18 protein-coding genes and 1 pseudogene are annotated in these 16,266 nt (G+C 42.8%); 5 read left to right on the top strand and 14 right to left on the bottom strand.

Annotated features, from left to right (window positions below; genetic code table 11):
• Positions 1 to 109 precede the first annotated feature (109 nt).
• Positions 110 to 553: a hypothetical protein gene (locus ACR8BL_RS08945; RefSeq protein WP_434752287.1), complete on the top strand. Its 444-nt coding sequence runs from the start codon at positions 110 to 112 to the stop codon at positions 551 to 553.
• A 912-nt stretch (positions 554 to 1,465) separates the two neighbouring features.
• On the opposite strand, the pseudogene ACR8BL_RS08950 reads toward ACR8BL_RS08945, so the two are convergent.
• Positions 1,466 to 1,678: pseudogene (locus tag ACR8BL_RS08950) on the bottom strand (hypothetical protein); the annotation flags it as partial.
• Between the two features lie 499 nt (positions 1,679 to 2,177).
• Positions 2,178 to 2,390, bottom strand: coding sequence for a hypothetical protein (locus tag ACR8BL_RS08955; protein WP_434752288.1), 213 nt, complete (start codon positions 2,388 to 2,390; stop codon positions 2,178 to 2,180).
• A 652-nt stretch (positions 2,391 to 3,042) separates the two neighbouring features.
• Between ACR8BL_RS08955 and ACR8BL_RS08960 the strand changes: the two genes are divergently transcribed.
• Complete coding sequence (locus ACR8BL_RS08960; protein ID WP_434756717.1) at positions 3,043 to 3,324, top strand: matrixin family metalloprotease; 282 nt, start codon at positions 3,043 to 3,045, stop codon at positions 3,322 to 3,324.
• A gap of 23 nt (positions 3,325 to 3,347) precedes the next feature.
• Positions 3,348 to 3,950, top strand: a complete 603-nt coding sequence (locus ACR8BL_RS08965; RefSeq protein WP_434756644.1) for a hypothetical protein — start codon at positions 3,348 to 3,350, stop codon at positions 3,948 to 3,950.
• Positions 3,951 to 4,202: 252 nt separating this feature from the next.
• On the opposite strand, the gene ACR8BL_RS08970 is transcribed toward ACR8BL_RS08965, so the two are convergent.
• From ACR8BL_RS08970 to ACR8BL_RS08995, 6 genes are all read right to left on the bottom strand, one after another.
• On the bottom strand, positions 4,203 to 5,924 hold the full coding sequence (locus tag ACR8BL_RS08970) for a helix-turn-helix domain-containing protein (RefSeq protein ID WP_434756645.1): 1,722 nt from the start codon (positions 5,922 to 5,924) through the stop codon (positions 4,203 to 4,205).
• 45 nt (positions 5,925 to 5,969) lie between these two features.
• The gene (locus ACR8BL_RS08975) at positions 5,970 to 6,746 is read right to left on the bottom strand and encodes a (2Fe-2S)-binding protein (protein ID WP_434752293.1); all 777 of its coding nucleotides are present in this window, start codon (positions 6,744 to 6,746) and stop codon (positions 5,970 to 5,972) included.
• A 1-nt stretch (position 6,747) separates the two neighbouring features.
• Positions 6,748 to 7,788 (bottom strand): ABC transporter substrate-binding protein, encoded by a 1,041-nt coding sequence (locus ACR8BL_RS08980; RefSeq protein WP_434752294.1) that lies wholly within the window; start codon positions 7,786 to 7,788, stop codon positions 6,748 to 6,750.
• A 170-nt stretch (positions 7,789 to 7,958) separates the two neighbouring features.
• Positions 7,959 to 8,468 carry a GNAT family N-acetyltransferase gene (locus ACR8BL_RS08985; protein WP_434752295.1) on the bottom strand — a complete coding sequence of 170 codons (510 nt, stop codon included), beginning with the start codon at positions 8,466 to 8,468 and terminating at the stop codon, positions 7,959 to 7,961.
• Entirely contained in the window at positions 8,465 to 8,587 is a 123-nt protein-coding gene (locus tag ACR8BL_RS08990; RefSeq protein WP_434758343.1) for a hypothetical protein, read from the bottom strand. Before ACR8BL_RS08990 ends, ACR8BL_RS08985 begins: the two co-directional genes overlap by 4 nt.
• Before the next feature lie 108 nt (positions 8,588 to 8,695).
• Positions 8,696 to 9,718 (bottom strand): MBL fold metallo-hydrolase, encoded by a 1,023-nt coding sequence (locus tag ACR8BL_RS08995; RefSeq protein WP_434752296.1) that lies wholly within the window; start codon positions 9,716 to 9,718, stop codon positions 8,696 to 8,698.
• Between the two features lie 165 nt (positions 9,719 to 9,883).
• On the opposite strand from ACR8BL_RS08995, the gene ACR8BL_RS09000 reads away from it, so the two are divergent.
• Positions 9,884 to 10,921: a fumarylacetoacetate hydrolase family protein gene (locus ACR8BL_RS09000; RefSeq protein ID WP_434752297.1), complete on the top strand. Its 1,038-nt coding sequence runs from the start codon at positions 9,884 to 9,886 to the stop codon at positions 10,919 to 10,921.
• A 62-nt stretch (positions 10,922 to 10,983) separates the two neighbouring features.
• On the top strand, positions 10,984 to 11,565 hold the full coding sequence (locus ACR8BL_RS09005) for a TetR/AcrR family transcriptional regulator (RefSeq protein WP_434752298.1): 582 nt from the start codon (positions 10,984 to 10,986) through the stop codon (positions 11,563 to 11,565).
• 365 nt (positions 11,566 to 11,930) lie between these two features.
• Here ACR8BL_RS09005 and ACR8BL_RS09010 read toward each other — a convergent pair whose 3' ends face one another.
• The 6 genes from ACR8BL_RS09010 to ACR8BL_RS09035 all read right to left on the bottom strand — a co-directional run bounded on the left by ACR8BL_RS09010 (position 11,931) and on the right by ACR8BL_RS09035 (position 15,914).
• Positions 11,931 to 12,731, bottom strand: coding sequence for a patatin-like phospholipase family protein (locus ACR8BL_RS09010; RefSeq protein WP_434752299.1), 801 nt, complete (start codon positions 12,729 to 12,731; stop codon positions 11,931 to 11,933).
• 140 nt (positions 12,732 to 12,871) lie between these two features.
• On the bottom strand, positions 12,872 to 13,555 hold the full coding sequence (locus tag ACR8BL_RS09015; RefSeq protein ID WP_434752300.1) for an Lrp/AsnC family transcriptional regulator: 684 nt from the start codon (positions 13,553 to 13,555) through the stop codon (positions 12,872 to 12,874).
• A 103-nt stretch (positions 13,556 to 13,658) separates the two neighbouring features.
• A complete protein-coding gene (locus ACR8BL_RS09020; protein ID WP_434752301.1) occupies positions 13,659 to 14,039 on the bottom strand; it encodes a hypothetical protein in 381 nt (126 codons plus the stop codon).
• Positions 14,040 to 14,230: 191 nt separating this feature from the next.
• A complete protein-coding gene (locus tag ACR8BL_RS09025; protein ID WP_434752302.1) occupies positions 14,231 to 14,896 on the bottom strand; it encodes a hypothetical protein in 666 nt (221 codons plus the stop codon).
• Positions 14,897 to 14,966: 70 nt separating this feature from the next.
• Entirely contained in the window at positions 14,967 to 15,383 is a 417-nt protein-coding gene (locus ACR8BL_RS09030) for a VOC family protein (RefSeq protein ID WP_434752303.1), read from the bottom strand.
• A 147-nt stretch (positions 15,384 to 15,530) separates the two neighbouring features.
• Positions 15,531 to 15,914, bottom strand: a complete 384-nt coding sequence (locus ACR8BL_RS09035) for a VOC family protein (RefSeq protein ID WP_434752304.1) — start codon at positions 15,912 to 15,914, stop codon at positions 15,531 to 15,533.
• Between the last annotated feature and the right edge of the window lie 352 nt (positions 15,915 to 16,266).

The following is a 16,266-nucleotide window of genomic DNA, read 5'->3' on the forward strand; positions in this document are numbered from 1 at the left end:
ACAATGCTTGGCTTCTTAACTAAGGATATGTCGAAACAATCCACAAAATAAATATTTAAGATAAGTTGATATCATTAATGTTGACATCAACTACTTATTCAAAGGAGATATGATGTATAGAAGACTAATAATTATTGCTTGTCTGATAGAAGTGTCCTTTTCACTTTTTTTACAATATCGTTACAATAATATTTTAGATCTTTTCCCTTTCATTGGAGTGTTAGTTTTTTTCATAGTGCTGAGTTATTTCTTAAAAGTTCAACTAAGAAAAAAACGTAAAGAAATAGTACTTTTTTTACAAACACTCTTTTTAATATTTATTCCAATTTATGCGATCACTACACTTCCTCAATACACGTATGAAAGTGCGGTAGATAAGGTCACTCAGAATTTAGAAGAACCTTATGTGGTTAATAAGCAGAAGAATACGTTAATTGAAGACGAATCTAATGAAATTAAAAAAGGTTATATGTTTTCTGTGGAAAAAAATTCAGAAGTAAATTCATACGTTTTTGATCCGTGGACTGGTAATTATCATGAAGTACAAGATTGAGATAAGCTTAGCTACTCGGTTAAATTGATGTAGATTCTGCTATAATGTTAAAATTGTTTTTAACTCCTTAAGAATGAGAATGAAACTTACTTTTAAGAATCGGTTCGCCGATTCTTTTTTTCTTGCACATTCTTAGCCTTCCTATCATGCAGCCCTGCGAATACAAGACCGCGCAACATGAATATGATGTTAAGAGATATTCCTTCAAATAATCAGGAAACTTAATCTCTCAAGTCCATACATCCTTTGGGCTTTGAATACTGAATATACGCAGTGTGACACTAGATGCAAGCAAACGAATCTTCGTTTAAAACAAAAAGGCCTTTCTTCATCCCATAGGGAATCCGACGACCTTCCGAGGCATTTGGAACATATCAACTTTCTCAAAAAATACTATCTTTCGCTGTAAAACGTTCTAACCTTATTGACTCCCCTCACCCCAACAACGCCTGCTCAATCTGATCCACAATCCCATGGATGCCTGTGGGTCCATAACAACCAATCCACATTGCCGCATCCACCGAATGCACTCATTGCTTATCTCCCCCACCGAGCATTCCCAAAACCCGCTACTCTGTTGCAGATATCCCATCCTGCATAAGCTCATTACTCAGCAAAAAGTAGTGACTCGCCTGCACTGCGGGTAATCTCTCAACCGAGATATGATAGGCCGTATCCGAGGTGTCTGCAACAAATAACTGTCAACCATATGTAAAAAAATATAACTCTTTCATCACTTGATCAAAGTTGCAGCTCCTGATCCTGATACACTTTCCTCGTTATCATCTTAGTATATTTCAATCTTGTGATTTCGATCAGTTCATTTGGCTGCATCATATTCAGGATATGACTATCTTTTATTAATATTTTACGATGACCTCGCCCCAGCCCTTTAACGATAATGATATTTCTATCCTTCTTCACATCTATGATTTGTCCAATGGTATGATATACAACGTTACCAGGGTCTACACGAAAAAACTCTTTATTTGCATCTTGTTCGGATACAGTACGAATTGGTGCAACCTCATCCACAACTTTTTTGTTATCTTCCTCATGGTATTGAAGGATAGAAACCAGAACAAATTGGTCAGGGAATAGTTCTCTCACTTCATGCCATTTCATGTGCTATACCTCCTGTTATTCGTATTTATAAAACTTTCTATTATTTTATCATATAGGTTAGTCAAAATAATCAACGGCTCGGCGACAGGCGAGTCTCATTAAGGTCTAATCTCACCTTTTCTAGGCAGCAACTCATATACTGCTTAGGCCACAGAAGTATTCCAAAGTGTTTAGAAGTAAAAAAACAAATTGAAAATTGTCAACCTTAGAAGAGTAAAGAAAGCAACGCCCCATCTTTTCAGACGAGCGTTGCTTTACATTCTGCTTAGAAGTTAGCCAGCGATTATCAATTATTTTATAGCATTGTAAAGCTCAGTCATTTGGTCTGCTAATTCCAATTGCGGCTCCATCCGCTGATTATTCATAGTGGTAGGCGTCATAATTAACATTTTTTCCCCCTGCTCAAACATAGTGACATAGAACAAAACCCCCGTTGTTTCTTCTTGGTCAGGATCAAGTACAATTTTTAAGTGGCGAACCTTTTCAATCCATTCCTTAATTAGTGCTTGATCTGTAGTTGTTTTTTAGTGCCATCACTGCTCATCATTCTAATAGAATCAACCTTTGTAATATCCCCTGGATAGAAGGTTTCTAATTCTTTTGGTTCTTTGCTTACTTCCACCTGATCGGACTGATTAGAAATTTGGCAGCTGCTCAGAATCAAGATCAACAATGAAGTACAAATTAAGGTGTAAAGTGAATATTTTTTCATTATATCCCCCTTAATCATTAAACGATATTTGCATTTGAATTGTTCCATCCTGTATCTCGTAAACTTATATGTATCTGCAAATGTTCTCTGCTCTACTAGCTTTCCATTGCTATGAATTCTCCCTCATTTCTACAATATTGCGACCATCCAGGATTTATGAGCTTGTTGGATTGAGATGACGTTAAATTTATGTTGGAGTTATTGATTAAGAGATTCAAAACATTGAATCCGCTTCCATATATGGTTACAATCTATCCGATCCCTAAATTGGAATAATTATATAAAAGGAAGATTGAAAATCTATACATACAATTTTGGGACAGATCTACTATAGGAAGGTGCCATTATTGATGAAAAAATCTAAAACGCTAAAAAAAATATTATTCTAAGTCTTGCCATTCTTCCTATAAGCTTCGGTCTGCTTCAAACAGATGCTGACGCTATTAGATTTGCAGGTGGTAGAACAAGTGCCACATACAACGTTTGGTATTCAGATTCTGTATCATCATATGGTTATGTTTCAGCAATAGATGAAGCTCGTTTCAAATGGAATGATACATCATCAAAAGTTAATTTGACTAGAGTTCTCTCTTCAACTGGAACTCCCGATAAATATTATATTGGTACGACTCCCCATCCTACATGGATCGGTTTGCAGGAGCCTTTTAAGCCAGGCATTTCAGGAGGATATGTTCAAGCTAGCAATGATGATACTTGGTCCTTTAGTAATATAAGAATGTATCATAACAATATGAGTAGATTCAATATGACAACTTCTCAGATTATTTCTAATGCAACTCATGAATATGGCCACGTATTAGGGTTAGATCATACCCCTGACTCTGGTTCTAATTCTGTAATGAAATCTGGAATTCAGGATATAGGACCCACTGCATATGATATACAAGAGATTAGACTTAAGTGGGGCAATTAAAATATAATTGAAAGGGTGAGACTATGTCTCTATCAAAGAAGAAGTATATAATATTCCCTGTATTGTTATTATTGATTATCTCTGTTAGTACGATTGCATATTTAAATGGAGATTCAGAATCAAATTCTCAAATTAATAAAGTTGTCAATCTTTCTACGAACTCAATAACATTCAATGAAATTAATAAACTAGATGAATTTGCTGAATTAGTTGTTATTGGGTATGCTACAGATGAATTTATAGATAGAAAACATGTGGTAACTACTTTTGATGATGGAACAATGGAATCATTCCACACGAATACCAACATAAAAATTGAAAAGATATTGAAAAAACCAGAAGATTTCCCTTCAGATCAAAAAGAATTAACAATCATTGAACCAGTCAGTATTGATGGTGATGTCAAATATACAGCTGATCATTATGTAGAACTACAGAAGGAAGATAAAAGTGTGATTTTCTTAATGAAGAACACTTTTGGTGATTATGGACTAATCAATGATAATTTAGGGAAATTCAGCTTAGAAGTTAACAATCAAAGTAAGCTATCACACCTCACTTCTCAAGAATTATCAGAATATCAAATATTCCGTGACTCGGTAATGAAGAAGTACAATTTAAATTAATGTTTATAACATTTAGTGATCACTCAAGGCAAATTGATAAATCTTTAAATACGTGTGGCTCCATGAGTCTTTAAGAGATGCTTTAATGTAAAAGAAACCGTCTCCTCTGGTATGCTTGCTTGAACTTACATCTATCAAGGAACGGTTTCTTTTGGTTTTACAACCATAATGATAATGTTGTATCTAGTCATTTGAGACCTATGGAATATTATTCAAGATTTATATGTATTCTTTTCATCATAAAAGCTCCCCTCACCCCAACAACACCTTTTCAACCTGATCCACAATCCCATTAATCCCCATCGGCCCATAACAACCAATCCATGTCGCCGCATCCACCGAATGCACTCGTTGCTCCTCGCCCCCACCGAGCATTCCCAAAACCCGCTGCTCTGTCGCCGATATCCCATCCTGCATGAACTCATTACTCAGCAAAAAGTAGTGACTTGCCTGCACTGCTGGTAATCTCTCAACCGAAATATGATAGGCTGTGTCGGAGGTATCTGCTACAAACAGCGGGACAGGCAGACCTAGATCGCGGTACAGCACCGCACCTGTCCGATGAGCGGCGGAATGCACGCGCACGAGAGAGTCCAGCGGACGGATCAGTGCCACACTTTTACCTGCCAATGCCGAGGCCAATTCCTCAGACAACAAAGCCGTTCTGCGAAGATAGTCCGCAATAATCTGCTTGGCTTCTGCTCGTTTGCCTGTCAGTTCACCGAACAGACTCAGGATCGTCTGCCAGTTTTCATTACGTTTGAACATCACCACTGGAGCGATCCCACTTAACCGTTCAAGATACTGTTCATGCACCTCAGTGCAGATAATCAGATTGGGTGCAAGTCTTTCTAACGCAGACAGATTTGGGTATTCATACGTCCCGAGTAATTCGGTGTGCTGGAGTCCTGCCTGGAGGGATTGAGGAAACATTAATACCGCGCTTCCCAGTCCAACACTGCCCACCGGAGACAAGCCCAGCGCAAGCAAATGATCTGCATACTGCACATCAAGGACAGCAATACGCTGCGGTGTTTCAGTGACGGTGTACTCCCCTTGCATATGACAGATGACCGTACCTTGACTAGATTCATAGGATGAAGCTGTCCGGTTTTGCAGCAGAGCATTCGCATAGTCTGCATCGGTTCTCGAAGCGGCTGCATGCCGATAATGCAGCGGTGGGACGCCAGCATACTTTTTAAACGCTCTGCTGAAATAATACATATCCCGATATCCCAGCTTGTCCGCAATTTCTCCTATGGAAGCATCCGTATGACGAAGCATCCTTGATGCACTTTCCATACGCAGCTGAATGACATACTCCATGGGTCCGAGCTGCTTTTCTTGTTTGAAACGGCGCTGTAATTGTCTTACGCTACAACCCGCAAGGGCAGCCAGCTCTTTCAGCTCCAGGTTCTGACGATAGTGCGACGCAATATAGGAAGCGACCACATCCACCATATCGGACTCCGCTCCCCCCTGACCCCGTTCATACGCCATGATCAGCTCGTAGATCATTCCCTGAAGCAAGGCGTTCGCATAGAAACGTTCCAATCCTTCGCCGCGGCGCCATTTGGCAACGACTTTTTCCGCGTTTTCGATCCATTCGGCGTGGGTTGCCGAGCTTTGCACAAATGACCTGCGTAGCGGGTGTTTCCGATACGAAGGCATAACAATAGAGGCTTCCTCCATGGAAGAAGCCTTGTACTTGATCACAATATAATGAATGTCCTCTGATCTGGCCGTCAGTGTGTAGGATGATCCCTTCACCGCATGACAGGCAAAAGAAGCTCCAATGTGGCAACCCTCGCCATCCATTGCAAGCTCCCCTTCCCCCCCATATGCCAGCAGCAGCACATTAGAAGTTACATCTGTTTCGTGTAAAACGCTGCCTGTCTGCAAAGTACCGCTATATCCGTCCAGCATCTTGATCGCTGTATCACTCCAACCACTTGTCTGTTCTTGCAGCGGCATTTCTCTCATCTCCTGACAATTGCATAGGTATAATCATTGCTGTTGTCATTGTAATTGAGATTCTTTCTCATTGTCAATTTTCGGACATTTGAGGCAATATTCCCCTGACATCTGGTAATAGAAACAGCAGGTGATGCGCTCACTTTTGGCAACATGTACATTGTCCTTACAATCGGTGAATCGGGTTAACGGATTCTTTCTCTCACCAAACACTTGCCCGGATGCCACCTGCGTCAGATAGGCGAAGTCCTCTCGAATGATCTTACGTTCCTGCTCCGTCTCACCTTCATCTGGAGCGAATAGTCGCCCGATCCGTACCATAATATTCTCCCAGAGAATGCTCATCGAAAGAGGCGCAACCGCAGCAAGTGTCTTTAACAGAGGTGTCAGTTGAACCGCAAACATCTCCTGGACCGCCTTTTCCCGCCATACGTCCCGGTCTCCCGTCAATTCTTCAGCCCGAACCTCGTTCACCGCTAGAAAAGGAAAGCGTGTACCCTCCTCATGTTCTCCGAGCTTCGGATGATAGAGAAAGCTGTTCTGTAGCTGAAAGGTTACATGCTGATGATGAAACGTCATCGCGGTCACGAGCGGAGCCGTCCATAGATAGCCAAGTCGCTTGGCTAACATGGAAGCGGCAACCTTCATGTCTGGTGCATCGATATAATGTTGAAACCAGCTGATATACTCTCGGCACGCCTCTTCGTCATGCAGCTCACTCAAAGCAATGCTACGGACACTATGTTGAGGCGGCTCGCCAAGCAAAATCGAATGATCCTCTACCGTCTCTTTCCATGCGTCTGTCGAGAGATATTGGGTCATATTATTTCGATCCCAGCAGGGCTTCCGATGCCTGGTCTACAATCAGATTAATCGCAAGCGGTCCGTAGTATGCAATCCAAAGTGTGGAGTTTACATCATAAGTACGGTTATTTTTCACAGCATCAAGAGACTTCCATACCGGATTATTCACCATCGCCTCTGCTTCTGCGGCAAACAGTTCATCCGACAGGACAAAATAACGACTTGCTCCAATCTCAGGCACTTTTTCCATTGAGACTTCAACGGAAGTATCTCCCTTGATTCCTTCTACGAATGCAGGCATTTTCAAGCCCAGATCATTATACAGAATGCCACCTGTACGGTGCTCAATGCCATGAACACGAATACCTTCTTTACGCGGACGAATCAGCGCTACCGTCTCGTCACCCAGCTTCTCCGCCAGTTTTGTTTTCATTCCTGCCACTTTCTCTTCATAAGCTGTACGTACTTTTTCTGCCTCGTCCTTCTTGTCTGTAATCTTAGCTACTGTAGCTAACGTATTACGCCAGTCTTCGTAGAAATCGAGAACCAAGGTAGGTGCAATTTTGCTTACGCTCTCATACTGTTTCTCTTGAAAATCAGTCATGATAATCAAATCTGGATCTAGGGCTACAATCGCTTCCAGGTTAGGCTCGTCCCGTGTACCCAGAACTTCAACGCCACTTGCCTGATCACCCAAGTATTCTGGAAAATCAGTGTTGCCTCCAGCGATAACACTACCTGCCGGCTTTTCGCCAACGGCTAACATCTGATCCAAAAACTTAACATCCAGCACGGCAACTTTCTTCGGTTTTTCGTTTAGAGTGATGTCACCCTTCATACCCTTGATCGTTACTGGAAAAGCGCCGTCGGTCTTCGTCTCTGTACTCGCAGGTGTATCCGAAGGCGTTGCCGCGGATTGTTTACCGCTATCTGTACCCGTTCCGGCACCACACGCCGTCAGGACTAGAATCAGGGCCAACATTAAGCCCATCAGTAATCGTGATTTGTGAGCAAGATAGCCTTTGCTTCCGGCTGCTTGCCCGTTTGTTCCTTGTTTCATTTGTAAATCCCCCTTATGTATACTGATGATAATGATTTTCATTATCGAAACATAAAGAGAGTATAAACGATCTGTGGTTCGTGTTACCATGTACTTTTGCGACATTTCAGTCGGACTAATGCGACATGATGATTCATGATTTACCTATCCACTATGCACCTTTTAATTTCTCAGCAATATAAGCCTGTAGACGATAAATGTCTGCAAGAAGTTCTTCTTCCTCTGGCGTATTGCCGTACTCCCCCAGCCAGCGCGGTGTACGGATATGCCAGTCCTATCTTTCTCCAAAACTTCTGAGCAGGGACATTCATTTCCATCTCAGCTACTTTCCACACTCCATTAAATGTATTAAAAAGTTCATAAGCGGCTGTTTGACCACATTTTAATCCTCTGTACTTCTTCATGACAAAGAATTCAGCCATCTCATACACTTTTTCATTCTGTTCATTTTCTCCAATGCAGCGTACAAGTGCAAAACCCGTAAGCTTCTCTTCTACTTTGATGAAAAAAGCAAATCTCCCTGCTTCTGTGAAATAATGATCTAAATACGGGTATTCATAAAGTCCGTTTGGATTGATATCATCTTCTGGATCAAACTCACGGAAATCATATTTATATAGTTCAAGAAGGTTTCTCCAAATAGGTTTTTGTTTGTATTCAACAGGTTGAATTGAAATCATTTTTCTTTTCCGCCCATCGCTAGACAATAGCGCCCATATTCCTGTTGGTCCACTATACTGCCTCCTTCTCCTGGTTCAATCAGACTACCACTCTCTCCATTCCTCCGTAAGATCTTCATGCTCCTGGATGTCTAATCCAGCCAATCTAGCTGCCTTATCAATAAAATCAGCTAATTCTTCACATTCCATAATGTCATCGGAATCACAGGTAGGTTAGCTTCAAATTGCTATTCTTTCCAGACGCTCATAGGGTCCCATGGCTTGATTTGATTACCATATTTTCCGGCCAAAAAAGCTTTCATGTCTTCCAGCTTAGCAGGCACTTCGTTCCAAACTGGAAGGGGTGGTAACCCTCGTTTACTTTTCAATAGGATGTCCACTGTAACATACAAACGCTCTGGCTGAATCCAATGAAGGAAGTGGGAAATATCAATTTGCTTGGTCAGGGACAAGGAATCAATTTCGTCATTGTAATGCTTGTTGAACTCGCTGATCAAGTTCAGGAGGTATTCTCTCTGCTCCTTCACGAAATCCAGGCCGCAGATGGCACCATGCCCTGGAACAACGATTTCGGGTTTAATTTCGTCAATAATGCGATCAAGTACTTTAACCCAATTGAGGGTTCCCTCTTCGCTGTATGCCGTACAACCGTTAAACACAACATCCCCGGCAAACAGCACTTTTTCTTTTGGCATCCACAGCAGTAAGTCACTGTCAGAGTGAGCCGGAGCTACGTTGTAAATCATGACTTCCATATCGCCAAGACGGATATTGATATCGTCATTTATTTCAATATTGGGGAGCACCCATTCTACGCCTTCCAGGTCGAATCCTTCAAATTCCGCAGCAAAAAACCGCTCTCCCGAGGTCGATTTCGGAGAATCCTTCCCTCTTCTGATGACGCTGTCCATCCAGGCGATATTTTCGGTGCGACGCTCTCTGTCCGCTTCCTTGTGCATAATAATGCAAGCATCTTCAAACACTTTGTTCCCCCAAGCATGGTCGCTGTTATAGTGCGAGTTCACCACATACATAGGAGAGCCACCGTTGCTTACTTCCTTAAAAGCCTCCCGCATCTCCCGCGCATGGAACAAATCAAAGAACGTGTCATACACTAGCCCTTCACCCTTGTTGATGAACCCGGCATTGGCCCAACTGATCCCGCGATACGGGGAAATACCGGCAAAGACGCCATCTGCGACTTCAAAAAATTTGACGCGAGGTTTTTGAATAATACGCCCATACTTCATAAAAATTCTCCTTTGCGTAGATGTTTTTTGGATAAGTCCTACTGACAATGTCTTTACTATAGAGTATGGAAAACAGAAATGCAAGCATGTACTTGCATGCATTTGGTTTATACTGTATGGTAGTAACTGAATAACATCACACGATATGGATGGAGGCAATGCAACATGAAGCTCGTAACCTTTCAAACCAATACATCCCAGGAACCTTTGTTTGGGCTTGTAATTAATGAGAAATTTGTCGTGTCTTTTGCCGCAGTTATGAAAAAACATGGAACGTTTTTTGACAGTCTTGAAAGTATGTACAGCTATCTTCATCATTTGCCGGCTAGCTATGATGCTGCTAAGGAATTATTGCAATATGTTATCAGACAGTCCCATCAATTCAATGAACATGAAATCTGCCCGATTACAGCGGTAAAGCTGCTGCCGCCTGTTCCGAATCCGGCTGCACTTATCGATTTCGGGCTGACGCCAAGACATCTGAGAAATGCTGGTATACATCTGTTCCAAAGAGAATATACAGGGCTGGAAAGTGAAGAGCTCAAACAAAAAATCGCAGAAAAATTCCAGCACGATCCGAATAAAGTAACTTTCAATTATTACAAGTGTAACCATAATGCATTAATTGGCGATGGGGATACGATTCATTGGCCTTCGTACTCATCCTATCTGGATATCGAGCCTGAACTGGCCTTTGTTACAGGAGAGGGGAACTGCATTGCAGGATATGTTATTTTTAACGACAGTACGGTCCGCGATGTGCAGTGGCCGGATTTCCAAGCGCTGACTGGACCGACGCGTTGCAAAGATTTTGATCGAAGCAAAGGAATAGGACCATTTCTGGTTACACCGGATGAAATCGACAATCCGCTGGCACTCGATGTGGATGTACACATCGGGGAGAGACTGCATTGGAAGGGAAGCACATCCGAGTATTCTGCACATCCTGCAGAAGTGATGGAGGCGGTTCTCAAAGTATTCACTCCGCTCCCAGGCACAATTATAGGAATGGGGACGATACCGGATTGCTGCGCAATCGAGACTGAACAGTGGCTGTTGCCCTCTGACCGAATCCAGATTACATTCAATAAATTAGGCACGCTCACGCAACTGGTGCCTGATCATGTCGAGATTACGGAACCAAGCCGCTGGGGAAAAAGAAGCGATTTGCCCTATATAAATGTTGATGAAAATGAACCCTGACCCTGCTTCATATGCAAAACTTGTAGTAGAATAGGTTTAACATATTCAAAAGGAGTAATACCATGCAAACTTCAGACAGAATTATTGAAGCCGCAACACGGCTCATCAAAAAGAAGGGCTATCGGGGAGTAAGCACCAAAGCCATTGCAACAGAAGCCAAAGTCAATGAATCTACAATTTTCCGACAATTTGGAAGCAAGCAAGGCATATTGGAAGCCATCATTGAAAGACATTCGGATATCCCGCAATTTGAGAAGCTGTTAAAAGAGGACGCGACCGAGCGTCCAGAAATCGATCTGCTGCATGTAAGCCAGCAGTACCGTTTGTTTTTCCATAAACATGCGGACATTATTTTGATTGGTATCCGCGACACAGGAATGCTTCCCGAATTGGACAGAGTGCTGGCCGATCCTCCGGTAAAGCTACACTCCTTGCTGGCTGAATATTTTGAACGCTTGCAGAAGAAAAAAATTATAGCCACACAGGATGCGCGTCTTACCGCCATGTCTTTTCTCTCGATGTGCTACGGATTTCAGATGAGCGAGCTGATTCACCGGCAATATCAGTCCCAACTCGTCACCGAGGAAGAGTTCTACAAGCACAGTGTCTCATTGTTTGTAAAAGGGATTTTGTTTCAGTCATAGGCTTTGTTGATTTATTTAGATAGCTTGAGACTGGTTGCGCAGCTTTAACTCCAAAACAATTTGCAGCATTTTCTCTCAGTCTGATCCAATCAGGAATCTAAAGTTCACGTGCGTGCGGATTTGTGACAAGGTGAAGCGTGGCGCGGCTATGCAATGGCAACCCGCGTAAGGGTGAGGTGCCGCTGGCATTGGCGCAGCACCCTGTAAGAGTAGCCCCGCGACCATGGAGCACGGGGCTCAAACGGACGTCACAGACACACGGCTGTGATGCTAACACGTGTGCCGCTGTAATAACTATACAGCGGAGGCGGACGTTCCTTTTTCCCCAACAAAAGATTAAAAATGGTGAGGACTTTGATTTTTTCTTAAATCAGACTCATTTCCTCGGACATTAGTGTTTGCTGGAGTTCCGGGATCATGGTATCCATCGCCTCTTCCCCGGCCGCAATACATTCAAGGGATTTGGTGACATCGAAGGCAGCATACGGTCCTACATCGGGCCTTACCACCATATCCGCCAGATTCAAGCTGCTATGCTTTCGTTCGGCGGTCATCAAGCTGTACGAGCGATAGACCACTTCAATCATGTTGCGTGGCGGCTTCTTTTCATGCTCTCTCGATACGTCTACCGCCAGAATACAATCCACGCTTTCCCCTTTCATATTGGCTACCGGCAGATTGTTCAGAACCCCGCCATCCACCAGCATTCGTCCATCCCACATCAAGGGAGCGAATACACCCGGAAAAGCCGATGTCGCACGAAGCGCAGTCACCAGATCGCCTTGATCCAGCGTAACCTGGGTGCCTTCCATCAGATCAACAGCAATGGTTTTGAATGAAATCGGCAGTTGCTCAATACAGACGCCTTGCAACTCATGCTCAGCCAGCAGACCGCTGACCACCTGCGTCATTCCATTTCCAGCCAGAATGCCCTTCAACCAATTCCCACGATCGAGGAAACGAAGCTTGGGTGTATGAAGCAGGGTATTCTCAATCTCCCGAACAGGTACACCTGCAGCAAATAATCCACCAACAACACCGCCCATACTTGTGCCGATAATGCAGTCCACGGTAACGTTATGTTTTTCCAGAGATTTTAGAATACCGATATGGGCAAGCCCTCGTACAGCTCCACCGCCCAGAACCAAACCTAACTTCTTCATCATACACCGCCTCTTTATTATTCATCTCATCACCCAAAAGACCCAAAAACAAAGTGCAGAAACTTCCCTGCAGGTAGAGAGGTTTAGCGAAGTTCACTCTGCCGTTTTCTTAACATGTACAGAGAAAGAGTACGCTCCCTCATCTACGCAAGGGCTTCAAGAATAAAGTCGGCAAGTACCATTTGCTCCGCCTGACTGAGCGCATGAATTCGATTCGTATATGACCCGACCAATACCATTAATTCCTGACCAACATCCTTGCTCATCATTTGTATAATTGTGCCCACAACTGTGCCTACGAATATAAGCAGGCGGGGCTGGGCCCCCTCCGTCTCTTGCACCAGCTTACGGATGAGAACATGTATGCGGCTCTCCAGCTGTTTAGTATATATCAACAATATGCCGGAGATGTATCCGCAGATTTCAAGGTTTGACCGCTTTTCAGGAATCTCGATTAACAGTTGGGTTATCAGTTCTTGCGCACTTGCATTCTGTAATCCGCTTAACATATCCCGGATCAATTGAAGACCAGCCTGTGCCTCCTCTGGTTCGTCTACCTGATACAGCGTTTCCCCTTTTCCAAGTATAGCAGCAGCTTTCTCTGTCGGTGTAAAAACAACCAGCGAGCGTCCCGTCACATTCGGATTCGTCTCATAACTGCGTGTGACAAAGCCTGCTTTTTCAATAGCCTTTAGCATATCATATGCCGTCCATTTACTAACCCCGAGAACCTTGGCTAACGCTTCATAATGGACGGGCAAGCGGCTCTGCTGATACATATCCACCAGTTGGTCCAGAAATTGCAATCTGCGTTTGGAAAGTGCCATAGCGGTTCACCTCCATCCGATCTATGTGATGCGTTTATCCATTTTACAGCTTTCAAGTTTTTGGGCTTTTTGTGGATTATCTTATCATCTGCATATGCTATCGTCAATGCTCCTCTTGAAGTTCCCCGTACTTGCTAAATTTAGCAATCCACCCTTTCTCAGTGAATAATTCCCCTTGTAGCCCATCGCTGGATTGTATAATATCTACGTCTTGCACTTTAATCTCAATATCATTTTCAAAATCAGCCTGCTCCTGGAGCTTAAACAGGAAATCATGAATCCCTCTGTCCAGACTTCTAATCAGTATCGCTCTGACAAGATTGATTTGTTCCTCATTTAATCCCTGTATTCCAGCTTGCAGCTTCTCCAGGCTCGGGGATTTCCAATGTCCTTCAACTAACAATTCAAAAAAATCAATACTTCGATCTCTTAAATCACTCATGACGACTTGTCCAAACGTATCGAGTGCTTGTTTTTCATTCATCGCTGTTCTCCCCCTCAGATATAGCTCCCTTCTAAGCTCGCTACTACTGTTTTCTTCAGACCCCAAAATCCCTATCTAAATAGATTTCTTGTCTCTCTAACTGCATTTCTAATCAACCGAAATATCTCCCAAGCGTATTGTTATCCATAAAGTCTCTAGCCCCCTCTGTTCTTGCAAAATACTTTACAGTGCTAAGCCTCAGTGCTCATTGCTTCTGCAATCTGTATTAAAGCAGCTTGAGACATCTGCTGACCTATAAGTTCATACTGCAGCGCCTTTCCGCCACTTCCTGCTTCAATCCAGATCAGGCGATCTGCTCCATGATTCGAAAAGTAAAATGCCTCCGCCTCCCTCACAAGAAGAGTTTTCACCTGAGACAGCTCATGTTCGGACAGTTCAATACGACTCTTGGTTGTACCGAAAGTTTGGAGTATGTATGTACGCTCTCCGCTATAGGTTAGCCGGACACCTACAAGTGTATTATTGGGTTTCAGATCGCGGACCACTACCTTCTGACCTGTCCTTCTGCTTTCTTCTGCCATGGCTTCAATCTCATCCGGGGTCAGATTATTGAATCCATAATAAACCTGGACATTTTCAATCTGAGCATCGGGACTTGGGAATTTGGGCTGCCACCCCTTCAACGACTCCCTCAATTCATTCAGACTGTGCCCCCATTCAACGGCTGCGTAATTCGTCTGCTGTGTAAACGGGTTTTCTTTGGCATCCGCAATGTAGATAGCCTTCCCGTCACCTGGACTTAACGTACGAACGATCTGGTCTACGACATGATCACTCTCCAGCGACTGCATCTGAATTTTCCCAAGAAAATCACCGTTTTGACTTTTAATATCCATGCGTAATCACTCCTCTGTTATAATTCAAGCAAAATGATATATCCCGTCTCAAACATTTATCACATCATTTTTAAGCGGCGTACAAGAAAACGCTTGCAGCTTCCCGATGATGCAGCTTTAATTTCATCAAAGCATAACGATGAGTGCTGTTTACATCCCTGACTAACTCCATTCCCATATATTTTTGGTACCATTCTACTGCTTCTTCAAGATGGCTTACGCCTACTCTTACCCAAGAAGGTAGTATTTCATCGCTCTCAAGAGATACATCCTCCTGTAAAGTAAGCCTTATACCTTCCGTCGTAGCCCATAAATCAAAGTATCTGGTTTCGCCAGGTTCATCATATATTGAAGTTACCCTTATGTTTTCTTGCTCCAATTGTCTATGCCGCTTCTGTAATTCACAGTGTTCAGGAGCAAGTTCGTAACCGATCTCGGCCTTGAAATGTTCTTTTGACCAATGATGAAAGCCATATGTGCCAATCACCCGATCTTCAGCTGAATAGGTTATTCCCTATCTCATTCCCTCCAGCTTGGTAAATCTATCGTTCCAGCGGCGGATCAATTCTTCCGCTTGCTTCAATTCAATATCACTACCTCCCTTATGCTCATCAATATGATAAGTCCTGAGGCATCACATTGAATTTGGTTCTTCATGTACAACTATCATGTTACCGGTTGGATCAAAAAAACGAAAAAATTTCCGTCCTTCTTGGTCTACAGCAGGTATTCCATCCCCTTCATAATCTGTCCCTGACTCAATAACCAAATTAATGATTGTATCTATGTTTTCCACTTCTATTCCAACTGTTGGGAAAGGCTTGCCATCAATCGTAAATGTACTTGTTGTACGATCGGTAGTTTTCCACAAATTTATGTTTGGACCTTCACCTAAATCAATAATTGCGAATTCTCCAAAATTAGCAACAAGTGTACCACCTAAGCACTTAACATACCAATTAATTGAATCTTCCAGATTATTCGTTGGTACTTGAACATGGCTTATGAATTTCCTCAAAGAATCACCCTCCTAATGGTTGTAATAATCTTATACTGGTGTCACAACGATTGCGTATTCATAAGCCCATGGGGACCGTCTGCTGAAATGACTCCCGATATCCATCAGCAGACCAAGGCTTAAAAAGAGTCACTGTTTGAAATGTTCTATGGTGGGAACGCTTCTTCGAGAGCATTTATGAACCTGTCTGTATTCACATTGTAAATTTATTCTATATAACTGTACTTGCCCAAAATTAGTTCCATGAAATGTAAATAGAGACACACTTGACTCTCTGCGTAAAATAGAAGTACGACCAAATACTCTACGCAGGAGAGAAAAGACATGTCCCATACGTATATTTTATCATAAG

It is taken from the genome of Paenibacillus amylolyticus, assembly GCF_051136285.1.
Taxonomy (GTDB): domain Bacteria; phylum Bacillota; class Bacilli; order Paenibacillales; family Paenibacillaceae; genus Paenibacillus; species Paenibacillus amylolyticus_F.

What these genes read in the sequence shown, in the direction of transcription:
- ACR8BL_RS08945 (WP_434752287.1), top strand. Translation starts at nt 110, where the DNA reads ATGATGTATAGAAGACTAATAATTATTGCTTGTCTGATAGAAGTGTCC.
- ACR8BL_RS08955 (WP_434752288.1), bottom strand. Translation starts at nt 2,390, where the DNA reads ATGAAAAAATATTCACTTTACACCTTAATTTGTACTTCATTGTTGATC.
- ACR8BL_RS08965 (WP_434756644.1), top strand. Translation starts at nt 3,348, where the DNA reads ATGTCTCTATCAAAGAAGAAGTATATAATATTCCCTGTATTGTTATTA.
- ACR8BL_RS08970 (WP_434756645.1), bottom strand. Translation starts at nt 5,924, where the DNA reads ATGCCGCTGCAAGAACAGACAAGTGGTTGGAGTGATACAGCGATCAAG.
- ACR8BL_RS08975 (WP_434752293.1), bottom strand. Translation starts at nt 6,746, where the DNA reads ATGACCCAATATCTCTCGACAGACGCATGGAAAGAGACGGTAGAGGAT.
- ACR8BL_RS08980 (WP_434752294.1), bottom strand. Translation starts at nt 7,788, where the DNA reads ATGAAACAAGGAACAAACGGGCAAGCAGCCGGAAGCAAAGGCTATCTT.
- ACR8BL_RS08985 (WP_434752295.1), bottom strand. Translation starts at nt 8,468, where the DNA reads ATGATTTCAATTCAACCTGTTGAATACAAACAAAAACCTATTTGGAGA.
- ACR8BL_RS08990 (WP_434758343.1), bottom strand. Translation starts at nt 8,587, where the DNA reads ATGAAGATCTTACGGAGGAATGGAGAGAGTGGTAGTCTGATTGAACCA.
- ACR8BL_RS08995 (WP_434752296.1), bottom strand. Translation starts at nt 9,718, where the DNA reads ATGAAGTATGGGCGTATTATTCAAAAACCTCGCGTCAAATTTTTTGAA.
- ACR8BL_RS09000 (WP_434752297.1), top strand. Translation starts at nt 9,884, where the DNA reads ATGAAGCTCGTAACCTTTCAAACCAATACATCCCAGGAACCTTTGTTT.
- ACR8BL_RS09005 (WP_434752298.1), top strand. Translation starts at nt 10,984, where the DNA reads ATGCAAACTTCAGACAGAATTATTGAAGCCGCAACACGGCTCATCAAA.
- ACR8BL_RS09010 (WP_434752299.1), bottom strand. Translation starts at nt 12,731, where the DNA reads ATGATGAAGAAGTTAGGTTTGGTTCTGGGCGGTGGAGCTGTACGAGGG.
- ACR8BL_RS09015 (WP_434752300.1), bottom strand. Translation starts at nt 13,555, where the DNA reads ATGGCACTTTCCAAACGCAGATTGCAATTTCTGGACCAACTGGTGGAT.
- ACR8BL_RS09020 (WP_434752301.1), bottom strand. Translation starts at nt 14,039, where the DNA reads ATGAATGAAAAACAAGCACTCGATACGTTTGGACAAGTCGTCATGAGT.
- ACR8BL_RS09025 (WP_434752302.1), bottom strand. Translation starts at nt 14,896, where the DNA reads ATGGATATTAAAAGTCAAAACGGTGATTTTCTTGGGAAAATTCAGATG.